The following is an 18,782-nucleotide window of genomic DNA, read 5'->3' on the forward strand; positions in this document are numbered from 1 at the left end:
CGCGCGGCCGAGCCGTCTATGGCACCAAACGCACCGGAGTCATCGCCATGAACGACCGGCTCGAGCACTATCATCGCAAGCGCCGCTTCGAGGACACGCCGGAGCCGGCCGGCGCGACGACCCGCAAGCGCGCCGCGAGCAAGACCGGCAAGCGCGCGACACATGCCGCGCCCGATACGCTCTCCTACGTGATCCAGGAGCACGACGCGCGGCGTCTGCACTACGACTTCCGGCTCGAACTGAACGGCGCGCTGCTGTCGTGGGCGGTTCCGAAGGGGCCGAGCCTCGACCCGTCGGTCAAGCGGCTCGCGGTGCACGTCGAGGACCATCCGGTCGAATACGGTACCTTCGAGGGCGAGATTCCGCCCGGCAACTATGGCGCGGGAACCGTGATCGTGTGGGATCGCGGCACGTGGGAGCCGGCGGGCGGCGCGGCCGAAGCCGCGCGGTCGTATGCGGCCGGCAAGCTCAAGTTTCATTTGCACGGCGAGAAGCTGCATGGCGGCTGGACGCTCGTGCGGAGCCACATGCGCGGCAGCGGCGACAAGGAGCAATGGCTGCTGATCAAGGAGCGCGACGAGGAAGCGCGCGACGAAAGCGACTACGACGTGCTGAAGAAGCTGCCGGGCAGCGTGCTGGCCGACGGGGCTTCGAAAGGCAGGAAAACGAAGCAATCGAAAGCGCAGACGAAAACCTCGCGCGACGGCAAGGCCACGAGCGCGGGCAAGCCGGCGAAATCCGCATCCTCGCGCCGCGCAGCCGATCCCAAACGCCCCGACATCGTCGCGACGCGCAGCGCGCAGTCGCTACGCGAACTCGCCGCATCGCCATCGATCGAAGGCGCGGTCAAAGCCGCCTTGCCCGCGAGCCTGAAGCCGGAGCTGGCGACGCTCGTCGACAGCGCGCCGCCAGGCGATGACTGGCTCTACGAAATCAAGTTCGACGGCTACCGCGTGCTCGCGCGCATCGACCACGCGTCGAAAGCGAAGGGCGGTCCCGTCAGCGTTTTCACGCGCAACGGCAACGATTGGACCGCAAAGTTCAGCAAGCAGATCGAGGCTCTCGCGGCACTCGATGTGCAAAGCGCGTGGCTCGACGGCGAAGCGGTCGTGCTCGATGAACGCGACGTGCCGAACTTCCAGTTGCTGCAAAACGCGTTCGATGCGCATCGCCCGCAGGACATCGTGATCTATCTGTTCGATCTGCCGTTTCTGAACGGCTACGACCTGCGCGACGTGCCGCTCGAACAGCGCCGCGCGATTTTGCGGGCGCTGCTCGAAGGCGTCGACGATCGCGTGCTGCGCTTTTCGAACGACTTCGCGTTCAGCGCCGACGAGCTGCTCAAGAGCGCGTGCGACATGGCGCTCGAAGGCATCATCGGCAAGCGGCGCGACAGCAGCTATGTGTCGGGCCGCTCGCCGTCGTGGATCAAGCTGAAGTGCCGGCGCCGCCAGGAGTTCGTGATCGGCGGCTATTCGGAGCCGGGCGGCAGCCGCGTGGCGTTCGGCGCGCTGCTGCTCGGCGTCTACGACGCCGATGGCCGGCTGCAGTACGCGGGCCGCGTCGGCACCGGCTTCGACGCCGCGCTGCTGCGCTCGGTCAAACAGGCGCTCGACGCGCACGCGAGCAAGCGCATGCCGTTCGCGAGCACACCGCGCGAGCGCAGCCGCACGCCCGTGCATTGGGTCGAGCCGGTGCTCGTTGCCGAATGCAACTTCGCCGAATGGACGGGCGACGGCATCGTGCGCCAGGCGTCGTTCGTCAGCCTGCGCGACGACAAGCCGGCGCGCCAGATCGTCAGGGAAACCGCTCGACAAGGAGCCGACGTGCAACAGCAAACCGAAACCACCACCGCCGATACGCCACGAACAGGCGCGCCGAAAAAGCGCGCAACCAGCAAGACCGCGAGTGCCGCCAGGCCCGCCGCCAAGGAAAGCGCACCCGCCCGAACCACGGCAACACGCTCGCGTGCACAGAGCGAAATCGCCGGCGTGCGCATCTCGCATCCCGATCGCGTGATCGACAAGAGCAGCGGCGCAAGCAAACTCGAACTGGTGCAGTACTACGAATCAATCGCCGAATGGATGCTGCCGCATCTGCGCGAGCGGCCCGTCGCGCTGGTGCGCGCGCCCGAGGATATCGGCGGTGAGCTGTTCTTCCAGAAGCACAGCCAGAAGCTGTCGATTCCGCACGTCACGCAGCACGAGGGACTCGATCCGGGCCATCCTCCGCTGATCACGATCGACACGCTCGCCGCGCTGGTCGGCGCCGCGCAGATGGGCACCGTCGAGTTTCATACGTGGAATGCGGTCGCGTCGAATATCGAAAAGCCCGATCGCATGGTGTTCGATCTCGACCCGGACCCGTCGCTCGGCTGGGAACGCATGGTCGAGGCCGCGCAACTGACCCGCTCGCTGCTCGACGAACTGGGCCTGAAGTCGTTCTGCAAGACGAGCGGCGGCAAGGGCTTGCACGTGGTCGTGCCGCTCGCGAAGCAGGCCGGCTGGGACGAAGTGAAGGATTTCTCGCAGGCGGTCGCGCAGCACATGGCGACGACGCTGCCGCAATACTTCAGCGCCAAGATGGGCGCGCAGAATCGCAAGAAAAAGATTTTCATCGACTATCTGCGCAACAACCGTGGCTCGAGCACGGTGGCCGCATTCTCGGCGCGCGCGCGGCCGGGGCTCGGGGTGTCGGTGCCGCTCGCGTGGGACGAACTGGAGAGCACGACGAGCGGCGATCAATGGGGCATCCGCAACGTCCACGAGCGCGTGGACCGCCTCGGAAACGACCCGTGGGCCGACTACGCAAAGACGCGTCAGCGCATCACCGCGGCGATGAAAAAACGTCTGGGCGTCGCGTGATGAGCGCGCGTCCGGGGAGCTGAATCCAACCCGCGAATGCGCCGTGCGTACTTGGCGCGCGAACGCGCTTCGCGAAGGAGCAATGCAATGAAGACCCTGCCGCAATCGACCGATGGCGACCCGCAAGCCGACCCGCACGCGAACAAGGATCCGAAGTCGTTGCAGGAAGCCGCGGCGCCGCTGCCGCATGAAGCCGACCAGCATCCCGAGTCGCAGCACGAGGACGAGCCGCGCCATGTCGGCAAGCAGGCGCATGACGACATAGAGCATGGGCAGCAGGATACCGACCGCCGCGGCGGCGGCGAGTATCAGCAACGCACGCAGAACGACGCGCATGCCGATGTGAACTCGGATCGCAAGCAGGGCGGCGCAAAGGTCGGCAAGCGCTGACGCGGCGTAGCGGGCATCGCGCCTACGCGCCCGCCAGACCAACCGGCTCGCGATCCCAGTACGGCGGATCGCCAAAATGCGCGGCGACGAAGTCGATGAAGGCGAGCGTCTTCGGCGGCACGAACGCGCGGCTTGGGTACACGGCCCAGATCGCGACGTCGTCCGCGAGAGGATAGCTGTCGAGCACGCTGACGAGTTTGCCGTTGCGCAGATAGGGCGCCACGTCCCATGTCGATTTAAGCGCGATGCCGAAGCCCGCGAGCAGCGCGTCGCGAATCACCTCGCCGTTGTCGGTGACGAGGCGGCCGCTCACGCGCACGTCGAGGGGGCCGGCGGGCGTCACGAAGCGCCAGTCGCGCTGCGCCGACAGGATGATGCACTCGTGCCGCGCGAGATCCGACGGATGATGCGGCGTGCCGCGCGCGGCCAGATAGGCGGGGGCCGCGCACAGCACGCGGCGGTTGACCGCGAGCCGCCGCGCGACCAGCGACGAATCCTTCAGCACGCCGACGCGAAGCGCGACATCGATTCCCGCGTCGACCAGATCGACCACCTGATCGGTCAGGCGCAGATCGACGCTGACCCCCGGATAGCGGCGCAGAAACTCGCTGATCACCGGCGACACATGCTGACGCCCGAACGACGACGGCATCGACACGCGCAGCCGTCCCTGCGGTGCGGCCTGCGCGTGGCCGACCGATGCGCGCGCTGCGGCGGCCGCGTCGAGCAACGCCTCGGCGCGCGTCATGAACACTTCACCGTCCTGGGTGAGGCTGATGCGGCGCGTGGTCCGATGCAACAAACGCGCGCCGAGGATCTTTTCGAGTTGTGCGATCCGCGCGCTCGCGACCGCCGCCGACAAACCGAACTCGCGCCCGGCCGCCGACACGTTGGCGAGCAGCGCGGCACGCACGAACAACGCGACGTCGAGCAGATCGAGCCGTTCGCGTTCGCTGGGCACGGACCGGCCGGCCGGGCTTGAATCGTCCATTATTCTGAAAAACCAAAAAATGTTTCAGTGATTATGACTGTTTTATCAGAATAAGAACCATCCTACGATACGAGTCATGCGTGCACATCAACCGAACCCACAAGGAGCAGCCATGAAAGCCGTCGGACTCTACCGTTATCTGCCCATCGATCACGCCGAAGCGCTCGTCGACGTCGAGATCCCGAAACCCGAAGCGACCGGCCGCGATCTGCTGGTCAAGGTCGAAGCCATTTCCGTGAACCCGGTCGACACCAAGGTGCGCGCGCCGAAAGACACCGTCGAAAAGACGCCGCGCGTGCTCGGCTGGGATGCGGCCGGCACTGTCGTCGCAGTTGGCCCCGAGGTCACGCTGTTCAAGGTCGGCGATCCGGTGTTCTATGCGGGCAGCATTACCCGGCCGGGCGCCAACAGCGAATTTCATCTGGTGGACGAACGGATCGTCGGACACAAGCCGGGGTCGCTCGATTTCACGCACGCGGCCGCATTGCCGCTGACCGCGATCACTGCGTGGGAAGCATTGTTCGATCGCCTCGGCGTATCGCCGCAGGGCGCCGACGCCGGCCGTACGGTGCTGATTTTCGGCGGCGCGGGCGGGGTCGGCTCGATCGGCATCCAGCTCGCGAAGCAGCTCGGCAAGCTGCAGGTGATCGCGACCGCGTCGCGGCCCGAATCGGCGAAATGGGCACGGGAGCTGGGCGCGGATCACGTCGTCGATCATTTCGGCGATCTGCCCGCGCAGATGAAGGAGATCGGCATCGAGCAGGTCGACTACGTGCTGATCTTCAACGACACCGACCGTAATTTCCCGGCCGCCGCGCAACTGATCAAGCCGCAAGGCGGCGTCTGCACGATCGTCGAGAACAGCGCCGCCGTGCCCGTCGAATTGCTGAAGGCGAAGAGCGCCGCGTTTCACTGGGAGTTCATGTTCACCCGCTCGATGTTCGGCACGACCGACATGATCGAGCAGCACAAGCTGCTGACCGAGGTCGCGCGGCTCGTCGATGCCGGCACGTTGCGCACGACGCTCGGCCAGGACCTCGGCCGCATCAACGCGGAGAATCTGCGTCGCGCGCATGGGTTGCTCGAAGCAGGACGCGCGATCGGCAAGCTGGTGCTGACCGGCTTCTGAGATGAAATCGACGCGCAGAAAGCGCGTCGCCGCAAGCGGGTTAACACCCGGGCCGACACGACACGCGCGGCAGCGCGCTTGGCGTTAGACTGACGACGCAGCATGCCAAAACGGTTGCGTGTCTTGCGGCGAGGCCAGCCGGTATGAACCGGCCGGCCCTCGGCAGTGCGTGAACAGTGCACAGGCAGTCGCGTCGACGCGAGCGCGCAGCGGCACAACAACGAGGTGACAGTATGAGCTTCAGCTTCAAACTCTCCGCCGTTTCCGTTGTCGCTTCTCTCGCCTGCGCGCTCGTGCCGGCTGCTCGCGCAGCCACGCCGATCACGGTGACCAACAAGGCCCCGCTCGACGGTCCGATCCGCTACACCGTCCACGTCACGTCGAAACAGTTCGGCAATTCCCAGGAGACCCGCACGATCCGCTCGGGCGAATCGGACGACTTCACGTGGAAGACCGTGCCGCCCGGCGGTCCGGTGGCCGCGACGGACGCATGCCCGGACTATGCGTCGCTGCCGGTCGACGAGAATGGCGCGATGATCCGCCAGACGCAGATCCGCTTCTCGCCGGTGGTGTCGAGCGACGGCACCGCGGCCGTCCAACTGAGCTTCCAGGCGCAGACGCCGCATGGCGTGAAAACCGTGACGAGCGGCGGCAAAACGCTCAAGTGTCCGAACGATGTGAGCGTGAGTCAGATCGTGCGTTTCACGATGCCGGTCAACGGCACGACGAAAACGCTGACGCTGACCGACGGCACGGAGATCGCCGTCACCGCGAAGCGGTGAAGGTTCGAGCGTGCGGCGTGATGGCCGCGTGCGCGAGCGTAGCACGCGCTAGCGCGTCATCCTTATGCGTCATCCTTATGCGTCATCCTTATGCGTCATCCTTTGTGTGCCGCACGCTCGACGAGCCGCGTCGGCAAGAACTGATGCTCGGCCGAAAAGAGCCGCCGGTACGTGAGCAGCACCGCGCCCACGGTCCCCAGCGCCGACGCCGCGGCGATCAGAAACATGATGACGATCTGATAGCGCACCGCCTGCAATGGCGATTGCCCGGCCAGCACCTGACCGGTCATCATGCCCGGCAAACTGACGACGCCGACCACCGCCATCTGGTTCAACGTCGGCATCATGCCGGCGCGCACCGCCTGGCGCGCCGGCGCCTGGGCGGCCTCCCAGCGTGTCGCGCCGAGCGCGAGCGCCATGTCGACGCGGTCGCGCCGCGCGGTCAGCTCCTCGGTCATCCGCTCGATGCCGAGCGATACACCGGTCAGCGTGTTGCCGAGGATCATGCCGAGAATCGGAATCGCATATTGCGGCGCGTACCACGGATGGATGCGGATCACGACGAACAGTCCCACCGCGGCCACGAGCCACGAGCTGACCCAGATCGACAGCACGCTGTCGGCGCGTTGTCCGGCATAGGTGTGGCTGCCGCGCTGCGCGCCGGCGAAACCGGCGATCAGCGTCATCACGATCATCAGCGGCAGCACCACGTACCAGCGAGCGAAACTGAACACCCAGCCGAGCACATAGCCGATCGCGAGCAACTGGACCACGGTGCGCACCGCCGCCCATGCGAGCTTGCGCTCGAGATCGAGCTTCAGCGCGACCGACACCGCGCCATTCACGACGATCAGGAGCGTCGCGATCGCGACGTCCCACAAGCTCAGATTCTGCAGGCTCATTGGCGGGGCTCCCGACGCTGGTCCGCGGGAGCGCGTTGGTCCGCATCGCGCCGCACGCAAGTGTGTTCGGCCAGTACGCCGGCGCGCATCGTCAGATGCCGTTCGCTCATGCGTGCCGCCTGCTCGACATCGTGCGACACCCACATCGATGCGTGAGCGCCCGGCGCGGCATCGAACCACGCCTGCACGAGCGCTTCGATCGCGCGCGACGACGCCGGATCGAGCGAGGCGGTCGGCTCGTCGAGCAACAGCACTTCGGGCGCGAGTTGCAGCACGCGGATCAGCGCGGCGATCTGCGCTTCGCCACCCGATAATTCGCTTGCGCGCTTGCCGAGAAAGTCCTCGCCGCGGCCGGCCTGCATCGCGAGCCTGGCCGCGCGCGTGCGATCGAAGCGCGCGTCGCGATATGCCCGCAGCTCAAACGGATAGCGCAGATTGTCTTCGACGCTGCCGTCGATCAGCGCGGGCCGCTGCCGGATATACGCGATTGCGCGCCGGTAGCGCGGAATCCGCGCACGCTCGAGCGGCGCGCCATGCCACAGGATGCGCCCCGCATCGACCGGATCGAGCAGCGCGAGCGCGCGCAGAAACACGCTCTTGCCGGAGCCGGACGGTCCGGTAATCGCGACGCGCTCGCCGGCGCGCAGGGCGAAGGTGGTCGGCTGCAACAGCGTCTGGCCGCGCTGCGCATCGCGCCGTACGATGCCGTCGGCGAGGACGAAGGGAACATCGGTCATGGTTGGAACGCCGTGGGGAGGGTGTGCCGGTGGGGCTGTCGGTAAAGCGTGCGCCATGATAAAGCGACGAGGCGCAACAGCGCACGACCGACGCGGCGATTCATGCTCGCGCGCCAGGTACGATAACTGCTGCACGGTGCACAACGTGGAACAACACGCGGAGCTTTTCAATGGCAGGGTCGAGCGGCACCGGACGACGGGTCGGAAAAATCTTTGCATGGCTGCTGGCGGCGCTCGTGATCCTGATCGTCGCGCTCGTGATCTTCATCCTGAGCTTCGACTGGAACCGCGCGCGGCCTTACATCGACGACAAGGTCAGCCAGGCGATCGGCCGGCCGTTTGCGATCAACGGCGACCTGAAGGTGGGCTGGCGTCATGCGGTCGGCGAGACCGGCTGGCGCGGCTGGGTGCCCTGGCCGCGCTTTTCGGCGGCCAACATCGCGATCGGCAATCCCGACTGGACCAAACAGCCGCAGTTCGCGACGCTCGACGAAATCGACTTCGAGGTCGAGGTGCTGCCGCTGCTCGCGCACGACATCGAGATTCCGGCGATCAACCTCGTGAATCCGTCGGTCGATCTGGAACGTCTTGTCGACGGGCGCAATAACTGGACCTTCAAGCTGCCGTCGTCGAGCGGACCCACCGAGTGGAAGCTCGATCTGCACGATATCGCGTTCGCGAAGGGCAACATCGCGCTGTCGGATCAGCAGAAGAAGGTCGAGGTGCAGATGGTCGTCGATACGCTCGGGCAGCCGATCCCGATCGGCGACGCGCTGAAGCAGCAGGAAGCGGCCTCGCGCAGCGCGTCGGCTCAGGCCGTCGGCCGGGCGGGCGCGCGCCAACTCGCCGCGCAGGCCGAGGCAGAGGCGGCCTCGGAGGCGAAGGCGGCTTCCGCAGCGGCGGCTTATGAAGCGGCGGCGCAGGCGTCGGGCGCATCGGGCGCGTCCGCAACGTCGGGCGTGGCCGCGAGTTCCGGCGCGCTCGCGACGAGCGGCGCCGCCGCACCGGCCGAAACCACCAGCGGGAGCGCCGGCCCGGCCGCGGCTGTCTCGGGGGCGAGCGGCACCGCACCTGGCGCCAGGCGCGCGACGCCGCTTTATGCGATCGGCTGGACCGTCAAGGGCACCTACAACCGCACGCCGGTGTCGGGCAACGGCAAGCTCGGCGGCGTGCTCGCGCTGCAAGACGCGAACCGGCCGTTCCCGGTGCAGGCCGATGTCAAAGCCGGCGATCTGCATATCGCCTTCGTCGGCACGCTCACCGATCCGGCGCATCTCGGGGCGCTCGATCTGCGTCTCTGGCTGCAGGGCAACAGCATGGCGCGCCTCTATTCGCTGACCGGCGTGACCTTGCCCGAGACCCCGCCGTACGCGACCGAGGGTCGTCTGATCGGTCAGTTCAAAGCGAGCGGCAACGTGTTCACGTATGAAAACTTTACAGGCCGGGTCGGCGGCAGCGATCTGAACGGTTCGTTGACCTATACCGGGCGCGAGCCACGTCCGCTGCTGCAGGGCGAACTCGAGTCGCATCTGTTGCAGTTCTCGGATCTCGCGCCGGTGATCGGCGCCGATTCGAACGCGAGCAAGGCGAGGCGCGGCGACGCGGCCGCGCAGCCGAGCAACCGCGCGCTGCCGGTCGAGGAGTTCCGCACCGAGCGCTGGAAGGCGATCGACGCCGACGTCAAGTTCACCGGCCGGCGCATCATCAAGAACGCGAACCTGCCGATCACGGATCTGTACACGCACGTCGTGATGACCGACGGCGTGCTGTCGCTCGTGCCGCTGAAGTTCGGCGTCGCGGGCGGCTCGCTCGCGTCGGACATTCATCTGGATGGCAGCGCGGCGCCGCTGAAGGGGCGCTTCGCGATGTCGGCGCGGCACGTCAAGCTGAAGCAATTGTTCCCGAGCTTCAAGACGATGCAGAACGCGCTCGGCGAGATCAACGGCGATGCGTCGCTGTCCGCGACCGGAAATTCGCCGGCGGCGCTCGCGGCGACATCGAACGGCGAGTTGAAGGCGCTCGTGACCGACGGCACCGTGAGCCGTCTGCTGATGGAGGCGGCCGGGCTCAACGTCGCGAACGTCGTCTATGAAAAGCTGTTCGGCGCGCGCGACGTGAAGATCAACTGCGCGGCCGCCGATTTCGTCGTGACCGACGGCGTGCTCGAAGCGCGCGTGTTCGCGCTCGATACCGACGACGCGGTGATCAACATCGACGGTCACGTGAATCTGCGCGACGAGACGATGGACCTGGGCGTGCATCCGCATACGAAGGGCTTCCGGGTTTTTTCGCTGCGCTCGCCGCTGTACGTGAAGGGCACCTTCAAGGATCCGCACGTCGGCGTCAATGCGGCCGCGCTCGCGTTGCGCGGCGGCGCGGTGGTCGGGCTCGGGCTGATCAATCCGTTCGCGGCGCTGATCCCGCTGCTCGCGCCGAGCAACAACAAGCCGCTACCGTGCTCGCAATTGCTCGCGCAAGCGCGGCAGATGCCGAAGGCGCCGCCGCCGGGCGTCAAGCAACAGCCGAAGGCGCCGATATCGCTCGAGGGCGCGCCGGTCAACAAGTCTTCGGGCGGCGCGTCGTCGCCAGCCGCGGTGGATCGTAAGCCCGCGACGCAGTCGCCGGCGAGCGCGGCCGAATACAAGGGCGGTTGAAGCGCGGCGAGCGCGTCGATGATGCGATCGCCGAATCAACGGCATGATGCCGCGTGAGGAACTGCGCGCGGTTGCCGTCGAGCCAGGGTTTCGATGAAGCGAAGGGAACGACCTGTCAGCAGCCCTGAACTTCAGGGTGCCCGATTGGGCCTATCTGAGCGAACGTGGTGTTGCATCGCCCGACGCATCCTGGCGACGCACGCCGCGCCGGGTACCGATTCGTGTCGCGCCGAACTCCGTCAGAATCTTGCCGCGCGCACGGCTCGCGAACACGAGGAAGCCGAAGCCGTCGGCCTCGTACCAGTAGCCGCCGTTCTCGAGACCATCGAGCGGCTGCTCCAGCGCGTTGGTAATGGATTCGAGGCAGCGCCGCCGCAATTCGGCTGGCGCGGGGTAGGGCGGCTGTGCGCCGCGCACACTGCATAGAAGCACGTCGAGTCCGGGCAGCACGTGTGCATAGAGCACCGGTTCGTCCTGCGCGCGAGCCCGCGCAATCTTGGTGTCGAGTTGACCGAACGGCTTGAAATGCCGCAGAACCGCGAGGAACGACTCGTCGCCGTCCACCTTCGCGCGTCTACGCTTTTTCGGGAAGGACATAAAAATTCGCCTGAAAAAGAATTGCAAGAATCGCTGCGTCCTCATGCGACCACTCCCGGCTTTCGCGCGCCGCACGTCGATGTTTTATAGCATACGACAAGGCCGGATTCACGATGATTCGACGCTACCGCATCGCCCCACCGCCTCCCGCACGAATCATGCCGAACCGCCTCGCCGCGCGCATTCGCATCCCAGCACACCTTGTCTCCATCATAGACGCAGGCGGCGCGGAAAAAACATCCCATCCCAATAAAAAAGTCATTTTTGTGTGGTCGAGCGCTTGCTGGCGCGTCGTTGAAATATCTCCGATTCACGTCGATAATGGCCCGTCCAGCCGCGCGGCGCCCGCCTTGCAGGGCGCGACGGGTGCGCGCGAGCCCCGCCGTTCGAGTGACAGCCTGAACCACAGCCTGAACGCCCTGACGGAACCATGAAACTATTCACCAAAGGTCTGCTGCTGATCGCGATACCGAGCGTGGTCGAACTCGCGCTGCTCGGGGTCGTCTTCGATGCCCAGGAGCGGACCGCACAGGCCGCGCGATGGGTCGACAACAGCAAGCAGATCCTCTACGAGTCGTCGGCCATCGTCGATCCGCTGCTGCGTCAGGCCGCGCGCGTGCGCACGGCGATGGTGACGGGCAGCGCCTCGCTGATCGACCGCCATGCGGTGTGGGTCGACCTGAATGACCGGCTCGCGAAGCTCGATGCGCTCGTCGCCGAAACGCCGGCTCAGGCCGAGCGCGTGCGCAGCATGCGGCGCGCGATCGACGCGTATCGCGAACAGAGTGTCGCGATCTCGCAGGCGTTGCACGAGGGCCGCAGTCTACGCCCCTATATCGCGCTCGAAACCGGCGAGTTGCCGGAGCAGATCGCCGTGTTCCGCGACGAGTTGGCCCAGTTCGGCGCGGCGGCGTCGGAGCTCGACGTCGAGCGCTCGAGCGCGCTCGGCGAGCGGCGCGAGCTTCAGCAGCGCGCACTGATCGCCGCGGTGTTCGGCTCGATGCTGATCTGGGCGGTCACCGCCTTCGTGTTCGCGCGCGGCATCGGCCAACGCCTCGAAGTGCTGACCGATAACGCCGAGCGGCTCGGCAGCGGCCGGCCGCTCGCGGCGCCGTTGTCGGGCAGCGACGAAATCGCCGCGCTCGACACGGTGCTACATCAGACCGATGCGCGTCTGCGCGAGGCGGAAGCCGGGCAGGAGGCGCTGAAGACGGAGCTCGAAGCACGCGCGCGCGAACTGGCGGCCGTCAATGAGGAATTGCGCCAGGAAACGCAGGACAACGAGATGTTCATCTACAGCGTGTCGCACGATCTGCGCTCGCCGCTCGTCAATCTGCAGGGGTTTTCGAAAGAACTACACGTGTCGTGCGACGAACTCGACGTGCTCGTCGGACAGGCTCGTCTGCCGGAGAACGAAGCACGGCGCATGACGCAGATCCTCGATGGCGACGTGCGCGAGTCGTTGCACTATTTGCGCACCGCGGTCGCGCGCGCGGCGGCGATCATCGACGCGCTGTTGCGCATCTCGCGCGCGGGACGGCTCGAATATCACTGGCAGCGGGTCAGCGTCGAGCGCACGGTGGCGCGAGTCGTCGATGGGCTGCAAGGCACGATCGACCAGCGCGCCGCGAGCGTCACGGTGCGCGAGCTGCCGCCCGCATGGGGCGATCCGGCGGCGGTCGAGCAGATCTTCGGCAACCTGATCGGCAATGCGCTGACTTTCCTCGATCCGGCGCGCCGCGGGCGCATCGAGGTCGGCGCGCTCGCGCCCGAACCCGTCGACGAAAGCGAGCCGCGCGCGGTCCGCATGCGCATCTATTACGTCCGCGATAATGGGCTCGGCATTCCGGCCGTGTATCTGTCGAAGGTGTTTCGCGCGTTCCAGCGTCTGCACGGGGATGTCGCAAGCGGCGAGGGGATCGGCCTCGCGGTGGTGCGGCGCGCGGTCGAGCGGCACGGCGGGCGCGTCTGGGTCGAATCGGCCGAAGGCGCCGGATCGACCTTTTTCGTGGTGCTGCCCGAGCAGCCGGCGCGCCTCTGAGCGCCGCGCACGCCGGCGCGGGCACCGTCGCTGCCATTCTCCCGGCGGCATGGATGACGAATCGTTGGCACGGAGAGCCTATGAATCACGCGCAAACGGTCAGCATCGTTCTGATCGAAGACGACGACGGCCACGCGACGCTCGTCGAGCGGAATCTGCGCCGCGCCGGCATTTCGAACGGCTTCGTGCGCTTTCGCGACGGCCAGCAGGCGCTCGATTACTTCTTCGGCCCCGCGGCCGCTGAGCCGTTGACCGACGCCGACGGCCATCCCTATCCGCCGCGCGAGAATCTGGCGAATTTCGTCGTGCTGCTCGATCTGAAGATGCCGCGCGTCGACGGCTTCGAGGTGTTGCGGCGTCTGAAGGAAGCCCCCGAGACCGCCGCCGTGCCCGTGATCGTGCTGACCACGACCGACGATCCGCGCGAAATCGCGCGCTGCTACGAACTCGGTTGCAACGTCTATCTCTGCAAGCCGGTCGAATACGATGCGTTCATCGAGGCCGTGCGTCGGCTCGGCTTTTTCCTGCAAGTGGTCAAACTGCCGCCGGGGCAGCGGTTCGCGCCGCCTTGAAGCTGTCCGAAAGCCGTTCATGACAAGATGAGCACCGTACCGAGCCGGAGAGCACCTGCATGATCGAAGAAGTGTCCACGCCGCACGCCGCCTATGTGCTCGTCGTCGATGACGACGAGGGCATCTTGCGGCTCGCGCGCAAGTCGCTCGAACGCGCCGGCTGCCGGGTGACGATCTGCGCCGGCGTCGAGGCGGCCCGCGAGCGGCTCGCGAGCCGCGCCCCCGATCTGCTCGTGCTCGATTATCAGCTGAGCGGACCGGAGACCGGGCTCGATTTCTTCCGGCGTCTGCGCGCGGAGGGCGTGCGCATTCCGGCGATCCTCGTGACCGGCTTCACCGACGAGTCGCGCGTGATCGAGGCGCTGCGCGCGGGCGTGTCCGACGTGGTGCCGAAGTCCGGCGACTATCTCGACTATCTGCCAGAGGCCGTGGAGCGCGTGTTGTCGCAGGTGCGGCTGCAACGCGCGTCCGACGAAGCGCGGGTGCTGCGCGATCGCGAGCTGCATTACCGCACGCTGTCGGAGACGTTGCCGCATCTCGTGCTGACCTGCGACGCGGCCGGCGATTGCGACTTCCTGTCGAAGCAGTGGTACGACTACACCGGCTTGCCCGAACATGGCTCGCATGGTCTCGCGTGGCTAGAGGCCGTGCATCGCGACGATTGCGAGCAGATCCGGCAAAGCTGGCTGAAGGCCGTCGCGAGCCGCAGCGGCGACTATCGGCAGGAGATGCGGATTCGCCGCCATGACGGCGAGTACCGCTGGTTCGACGTGCGCGTGGTCGCGATGCGCGATGCCGATGGCAACGTCAGCAAATGGTTCGGTAGCTGCACCGACATCCACTCGCAGCGCGAGGCGATCGAGGAGCGCGAGCGACTGCTCGAGTCCGAGCAGGCCGCGCGCCAGGCCGCCGAAGAAGCGAATCGCGCGAAGGACCGTTTTCTCGCGATGCTGTCGCACGAATTGCGCACACCGCTCACGCCGGTGCTCGCGGGCGCGAGCGTACTCGAGATGATCCCGGAACTGCCGGAGCAGGCGCGTGCGAGCGTGCGCATGATCCGCCGCAACGTCGAACTGGAGGCGCGGCTGATCGACGATCTGCTCGATCTGACGCGCGTCGCGAACGGCAAGCTGCGGCTGTCGCTGGAGACCGTCGACGTACACGAGGTGATCGACAGCGTGCTCGAACTCTTTCGCAGCGAAATCCAGGTCAAGCAGCAGGACGTGCATGTCGAGAAGCACGCGACGCATCACTACGTGCTCGCCGATCGCGCGCGGCTGCAACAGATGCTGTGGAACCTGATTCGCAATGCCGCGAAGTTCACGCCGGACGGCGGCCATATCTATGTGCGCACACGCGACGAACGCATGCAGGTGCAGATCTCGGTCGAAGACACCGGCATCGGCATCGAGCCGGAGCAGATCGGCAAGCTGTTCAATGCGTTCGAGCAGGGCGACCAAAGCATGACGCGGCAGTTCGGCGGCCTGGGTCTCGGTCTCGCGATCACGAAGGCTTTGACGGACGTGCACGGCGGCACTGTGACCGCGCGGAGTCCCGGTCCGCATTGCGGCGCGACCTTCACGATCACGCTGCCGACCGCCGCCGCGCGGGCCACCGCGCCGCCGGTCATCGTGCCGAGCAACCTGCAGCCGGCGAGTTCGCTGTCCGTGCTGCTGATCGAGGACCATGCCGACACCGCCGACGTGATGGCCCAATTGATGCGCGGCCTGGGTCATCAGGTGACGGTGGTCGGGCGCGTCGACGATGCGCTTGCGGCGACGCAGTTGCACAGGTTCGATCTGGTTGTCAGCGATGTCGGATTGCCCGATGGCACCGGTCTTGATTTCGTCAAGGCGTTTCGCGAATATTCCGACGTGCCAGCCGTCGCGCTGACCGGCTTCGGCACCGACGAGGACGTGCGCCGCTGTTTGAGCGCGGGCTTTACATCGCATCTGACGAAGCCTGTCAATTTCGGCCAGCTCGAAGCGATGATCGAAAGCGCGGCGCAATTGAAGGCGCAAAAGGAAGGGTAAGGCTCGATAAAGCGCAGCGCGCTCAAAGCAGCGTGAAAACACAAAGGCCTGTTGCGACGCCGATCGCAACAGGCCTTTTGATTTCACTGGCTCAGGCCGTCCAACCCGAGCTTGATTCGACGATTAACGCTGCTGGTTGTTCAGCGAATCGCGGATCTCGCGCAGCAGCAGCACGTCTTCCGGCGGCGGCGGCGGCTCCGCCGGCGCGGCTTGCGGCTCCTTGCGCAGTTTGTTGATGAACTTGACCATCAGAAAGATGATGAACGCGAGAATGATGAAGTTGATCGTCGCGGTAATGAACGAACCGTAACCGAACACCGCCACGCCACCCGTCTGCAGGTCTTTATACGATTCGGGGTTGCCTTTGTAAGTGGCCGGAATATGGCCCAGGCGAACGAACAGATTGGAGAAATCGAGGCCGCCGGTAGCGACCCCGACAACCGGCATGATCAGGTCTTTAACCACGGAATTGACAATGGTGGAAAACGCGCCGCCGATAATCACACCGACCGCCAGATCCATCACGTTGCCTTTGAGGGCAAATTCTTTAAATTCCTGGATCATGCTCATACCTACACCTCCCTGATGTGAATAGCCGAATCATACCAACCTGAAGCGGATAGGCTAGTGCTTTGGCCGCAAGGCAACAAGCGCATCTGCTGCGCGTCGCTAATGAGGAAACTGTGACTCGCTATGGCGCGCGCGCTCCAGATGCGCGGCAAAACTGACCGGGTCGATATTGGCGCCGCACAGCAGCACGCCCACGCGTTTGCCCTGCAACTGTTCGCGCAGCGGTCCGAGCAAGCCGGCCGTGGCGGCCGCGCAAGCCGGCTCGACCGCGAGCTTCAGCTGATTGAACAGGATCAGCATCGCCTCGCGCAACTGGTCGTCGGACACGGTGACGATCCGATCGACATGGCGGCGGCACAGCTCGTAGCTGTATTGCTCGGTATGCGGCGACATCAGCGAATCGGCGATGCTGTGCATGTGGCCCATTCTGACCGTATGGTTGGCGGCAAAACTCTTGCTCATCACGTCCGAGCCTTCGGGTTCGACGCCGTACACGTGCACGTTCGGATTCGCGAGCCGCAGCGCGGTGGAGACCCCGGCCGCGAGTCCGCCGCCGCCGATCGGCACGATCACCGCTTCGAGGTCGGGCGTTTGCGTGGCCCATTCGTAGCCGAGCGTCGCCGAGCCGAGCACCGTGCGATAGCCGTTGAACGGATGCACGAAATAGCGGCCTTCCTCGGCCTCGACGCGGCGCACCAGTTCGAACGCTTCGGCGAGATCTTCCGCATAGACGATGTCGGCGCCGTACTCGCGGCACAACGCGACGCGGGCCGGATTCGCCGCGCTGAACAGCACGACCTTGGCGCTGACGCCGAGCCGCATCGCCGCATAGGCGACCGCCACCGCGTGATTGCCGCCCGACACGCAGGTGACACCCGCGCTCTTTTGCGCGTCGTCGAGCGCGAGCAGGTTCGTGAAGGCGCCGCGTGCCTTGAAGCTGCCGCCCGCCTGCAGCAGCTCGAACTTGAAATTGACGACGGTGCCGCGCAGCGACGAGAAGTCGAGCCGGTCGAACACCGGCGTGCGCGCGACCCAGGGCGTCAACGCGAAGTGCTGCGCGGCGATGTCGTCGAGCGTGGGGATCGGCTCACCGTCGATCGTGTGATCCGTGTGCTGCGGCATGGCGCTGGACATGGCGGTCGCTCCGGAGTCGTCGATGTCGCTGAGGCCCGTGGCTCGGCGCGCAGGTTCACTGCGGCTGCGCGCCGCTGCAACGAAACGGGCTAAGCGGCCTCGACCGACATGCTGTGGATGAACTTGCGCAAGAAGCGCTCGCACGCGACGAGCTGCGCGAGCTCGACGAATTCGTTCGCCTTATGCGCCTGCTGGATGTCGCCGGGGCCGCAGACGATGCTCGGAATCCCCGCGTTCGAAAACAGGCCGGCCTCGGTGCCGTATGCGACCTTGCGCTTGTCCTGGTCGGCCGTCAGCGCGCGTACGAGCTGCGTGATCGCGGCCTGTTCAGACGAATCGAGTCCGGGCGCCGCGGCGATCTTCGTGATCTCGATCGCGGCCGACGGGTGCTCGCGCAGCATTTTCGGCAGCAGCGTTTCGCGCGCGTAGCTGTCGATGCGCGCGAAGATCTGCTCGGGATCGAGCGTCGGCAGATTGCGGAACTCGAACTGGAACTGGCATTCGGCCGGCACCGTGTTGATTGCGTTGCCGCCCGTGATCGTGCTGGTCTGCGCGGTGCTGAACGGCACGTCGTACAGTTCGTCGAAGGGGCCTTGCGCGCGGAACTGGTCGGCCATGTCGCGGATGTAGCAGATCAGGCGAGCCGCGTACTCGATCGCGTTCAAGCCCTTCGGCGTCAGCGACGAATGCGCGGCCTGGCCGCGTACGCAGCACTGATACGCGTTGATGCCCTTGTGCGCGATGATCGGGCGCATGCTGGTCGGCTCGCCGACGATGCAGCCGTCCGGCTTCACGCCGCGCTTCATCAGATCGGCGATCAGAAGCGGCGCGCCCACGCAGCCCACTTCCTCGTCGAACGACAGCGCGAAGTGGATCGGCTTCGCGAGCTTCGTGCGCTGCATGTCCGGCACGAGCGCGAGCGCCGCGCCGATGAAGCCCTTCATGTCGCAGGTGCCGCGGCCATAGAGCTTGTCACCGCGAATCTCCGGCTTGAACGGATCGCTGTCCCATTGCTGGCCGTCCACCGGCACGACATCGGTGTGGCCCGACAGCACGACGCCGCCGTTCGTTTCGCCGTCGTGCGCGGGAATGGTCGCGAACAGGTTCGCCCATTTGCCGCCCTTGCCGTGCGTCAGCGTCGCGTCGATACCGACCGCGCGCAGTTCGTCGCGCACGGTTTCGATCAGGCCGAGGTTTGGATTGCGGCTCACCGTGTCCATCGACACGAGACGGGTGACCCAGGGCAGAGATATCGGAGAAGCGGGGGACGTGGAGGAGGCGGACGACTGCAACGATTGCGCTGTTTCAGCGACGTGAGACATGACATGACTCCAGCGTTTTGTGTCTATCGATCATATCCCAAATTGCATTTTCGTCAGGATGTCC

The 18,782-nt window shown here is 66.0% G+C and carries 16 protein-coding genes; 9 read left to right on the forward strand and 7 right to left on the reverse strand.

Annotation, left to right across the window (positions count from 1 at the left end; all coding sequences use genetic code 11):
- Positions 1-47 precede the first annotated feature (47 nt).
- Both ligD and OKW26_RS24455 read left to right on the forward strand, forming a co-directional pair.
- Positions 48-2,864, forward strand: a complete 2,817-nt coding sequence (ligD, locus tag OKW26_RS24450) for a DNA ligase D (protein WP_429355481.1) — start codon at positions 48-50, stop codon at positions 2,862-2,864.
- Positions 2,865-2,951: 87 nt separating this feature from the next.
- Positions 2,952-3,254, forward strand: coding sequence for a hypothetical protein (locus OKW26_RS24455; protein ID WP_184033394.1), 303 nt, complete (start codon positions 2,952-2,954; stop codon positions 3,252-3,254).
- Positions 3,255-3,276: 22 nt separating this feature from the next.
- Here OKW26_RS24455 and OKW26_RS24460 read toward each other — a convergent pair whose 3' ends face one another.
- On the reverse strand, positions 3,277-4,245 hold the full coding sequence (locus tag OKW26_RS24460; protein WP_429355482.1) for a LysR substrate-binding domain-containing protein: 969 nt from the start codon (positions 4,243-4,245) through the stop codon (positions 3,277-3,279).
- Positions 4,246-4,357: 112 nt separating this feature from the next.
- Here OKW26_RS24460 and OKW26_RS24465 point away from each other — a divergent pair, with 112 nt between their 5' ends.
- Together OKW26_RS24465 and OKW26_RS24470 are read left to right on the forward strand one after the other, a co-directional pair.
- Entirely contained in the window at positions 4,358-5,374 is a 1,017-nt protein-coding gene (locus OKW26_RS24465) for a zinc-binding alcohol dehydrogenase family protein (RefSeq protein WP_429355483.1), read from the forward strand.
- A 233-nt stretch (positions 5,375-5,607) separates the two neighbouring features.
- On the forward strand, positions 5,608-6,156 hold the full coding sequence (locus tag OKW26_RS24470; RefSeq protein WP_429355484.1) for a DUF6013 family protein: 549 nt from the start codon (positions 5,608-5,610) through the stop codon (positions 6,154-6,156).
- 95 nt (positions 6,157-6,251) lie between these two features.
- Here the strand turns inward: OKW26_RS24470 and OKW26_RS24475 are convergent, their stop codons facing one another.
- Entirely contained in the window at positions 6,252-7,058 is an 807-nt protein-coding gene (locus tag OKW26_RS24475; protein ID WP_429355485.1) for an ABC transporter permease, read from the reverse strand.
- Positions 7,055-7,795: an ABC transporter ATP-binding protein gene (locus OKW26_RS24480; RefSeq protein WP_184064988.1), complete on the reverse strand. Its 741-nt coding sequence runs from the start codon at positions 7,793-7,795 to the stop codon at positions 7,055-7,057. The genes OKW26_RS24475 and OKW26_RS24480 overlap by 4 nt, the downstream gene beginning before the upstream one ends.
- 170 nt (positions 7,796-7,965) lie before the next feature.
- Here OKW26_RS24480 and OKW26_RS24485 point away from each other — a divergent pair, with 170 nt between their 5' ends.
- Positions 7,966-10,449, forward strand: coding sequence for an AsmA family protein (locus OKW26_RS24485; protein WP_429355486.1), 2,484 nt, complete (start codon positions 7,966-7,968; stop codon positions 10,447-10,449).
- Positions 10,450-10,599: 150 nt separating this feature from the next.
- Here OKW26_RS24485 and OKW26_RS24490 read toward each other — a convergent pair whose 3' ends face one another.
- Positions 10,600-11,091: a hypothetical protein gene (locus tag OKW26_RS24490; RefSeq protein WP_184033415.1), complete on the reverse strand. Its 492-nt coding sequence runs from the start codon at positions 11,089-11,091 to the stop codon at positions 10,600-10,602.
- Positions 11,092-11,159: 68 nt separating this feature from the next.
- Between OKW26_RS24490 and OKW26_RS24495 the strand changes: the two genes are divergently transcribed.
- From OKW26_RS24495 to OKW26_RS24510, 4 genes are all read left to right on the forward strand, one after another.
- Complete coding sequence (locus OKW26_RS24495) at positions 11,160-11,480, forward strand: hypothetical protein (RefSeq protein WP_187610130.1); 321 nt, start codon at positions 11,160-11,162, stop codon at positions 11,478-11,480.
- Complete coding sequence (locus OKW26_RS24500) at positions 11,477-13,087, forward strand: sensor histidine kinase (RefSeq protein WP_429355487.1); 1,611 nt, start codon at positions 11,477-11,479, stop codon at positions 13,085-13,087. Before OKW26_RS24495 ends, OKW26_RS24500 begins: the two co-directional genes overlap by 4 nt.
- Before the next feature lie 80 nt (positions 13,088-13,167).
- The gene (locus OKW26_RS24505) at positions 13,168-13,659 is read left to right on the forward strand and encodes a response regulator (RefSeq protein WP_429355488.1); all 492 of its coding nucleotides are present in this window, start codon (positions 13,168-13,170) and stop codon (positions 13,657-13,659) included.
- Between the two features lie 59 nt (positions 13,660-13,718).
- Positions 13,719-15,692 carry a response regulator gene (locus OKW26_RS24510; RefSeq protein WP_429355489.1) on the forward strand — a complete coding sequence of 658 codons (1,974 nt, stop codon included), beginning with the start codon at positions 13,719-13,721 and terminating at the stop codon, positions 15,690-15,692.
- Positions 15,693-15,815: 123 nt separating this feature from the next.
- Here OKW26_RS24510 and mscL read toward each other — a convergent pair whose 3' ends face one another.
- From mscL to argE, 3 genes are all read right to left on the reverse strand, one after another.
- Positions 15,816-16,262 (reverse strand): large conductance mechanosensitive channel protein MscL, encoded by a 447-nt coding sequence (gene mscL / locus OKW26_RS24515; RefSeq protein WP_090804694.1) that lies wholly within the window; start codon positions 16,260-16,262, stop codon positions 15,816-15,818.
- A 99-nt stretch (positions 16,263-16,361) separates the two neighbouring features.
- Complete coding sequence (locus OKW26_RS24520; RefSeq protein WP_090804696.1) at positions 16,362-17,396, reverse strand: threonine ammonia-lyase; 1,035 nt, start codon at positions 17,394-17,396, stop codon at positions 16,362-16,364.
- A gap of 89 nt (positions 17,397-17,485) precedes the next feature.
- The gene (gene argE / locus OKW26_RS24525; protein WP_429355490.1) at positions 17,486-18,718 is read right to left on the reverse strand and encodes an acetylornithine deacetylase; all 1,233 of its coding nucleotides are present in this window, start codon (positions 18,716-18,718) and stop codon (positions 17,486-17,488) included.
- Positions 18,719-18,782 lie beyond the last annotated feature (64 nt).

It is taken from the genome of Paraburkholderia sp. 32, assembly GCF_050435345.1.
In the GTDB taxonomy this organism is placed as follows: Bacteria; Pseudomonadota; Gammaproteobacteria; order Burkholderiales; family Burkholderiaceae; genus Paraburkholderia; species Paraburkholderia tuberum.

Coding starts and splice junctions, on each gene's coding strand:
- OKW26_RS24510 (WP_429355489.1), top strand. CDS start 13,719: ATGATCGAAGAAGTGTCCACGCCGCACGCCGCCTATGTGCTCGTCGTC.
- OKW26_RS24470 (WP_429355484.1), top strand. CDS start 5,608: ATGAGCTTCAGCTTCAAACTCTCCGCCGTTTCCGTTGTCGCTTCTCTC.
- mscL (WP_090804694.1), bottom strand. CDS start 16,262: ATGAGCATGATCCAGGAATTTAAAGAATTTGCCCTCAAAGGCAACGTG.
- OKW26_RS24505 (WP_429355488.1), top strand. CDS start 13,168: ATGAATCACGCGCAAACGGTCAGCATCGTTCTGATCGAAGACGACGAC.
- OKW26_RS24480 (WP_184064988.1), bottom strand. CDS start 7,795: ATGACCGATGTTCCCTTCGTCCTCGCCGACGGCATCGTACGGCGCGAT.
- OKW26_RS24460 (WP_429355482.1), bottom strand. CDS start 4,245: ATGGACGATTCAAGCCCGGCCGGCCGGTCCGTGCCCAGCGAACGCGAA.
- OKW26_RS24500 (WP_429355487.1), top strand. CDS start 11,477: ATGAAACTATTCACCAAAGGTCTGCTGCTGATCGCGATACCGAGCGTG.
- argE (WP_429355490.1), bottom strand. CDS start 18,718: ATGTCTCACGTCGCTGAAACAGCGCAATCGTTGCAGTCGTCCGCCTCC.
- OKW26_RS24490 (WP_184033415.1), bottom strand. CDS start 11,091: ATGAGGACGCAGCGATTCTTGCAATTCTTTTTCAGGCGAATTTTTATG.
- OKW26_RS24495 (WP_187610130.1), top strand. CDS start 11,160: ATGATTCGACGCTACCGCATCGCCCCACCGCCTCCCGCACGAATCATG.
- OKW26_RS24520 (WP_090804696.1), bottom strand. CDS start 17,396: ATGTCCAGCGCCATGCCGCAGCACACGGATCACACGATCGACGGTGAG.
- ligD (WP_429355481.1), top strand. CDS start 48: ATGAACGACCGGCTCGAGCACTATCATCGCAAGCGCCGCTTCGAGGAC.
- OKW26_RS24485 (WP_429355486.1), top strand. CDS start 7,966: ATGGCAGGGTCGAGCGGCACCGGACGACGGGTCGGAAAAATCTTTGCA.
- OKW26_RS24465 (WP_429355483.1), top strand. CDS start 4,358: ATGAAAGCCGTCGGACTCTACCGTTATCTGCCCATCGATCACGCCGAA.
- OKW26_RS24455 (WP_184033394.1), top strand. CDS start 2,952: ATGAAGACCCTGCCGCAATCGACCGATGGCGACCCGCAAGCCGACCCG.
- OKW26_RS24475 (WP_429355485.1), bottom strand. CDS start 7,058: ATGAGCCTGCAGAATCTGAGCTTGTGGGACGTCGCGATCGCGACGCTC.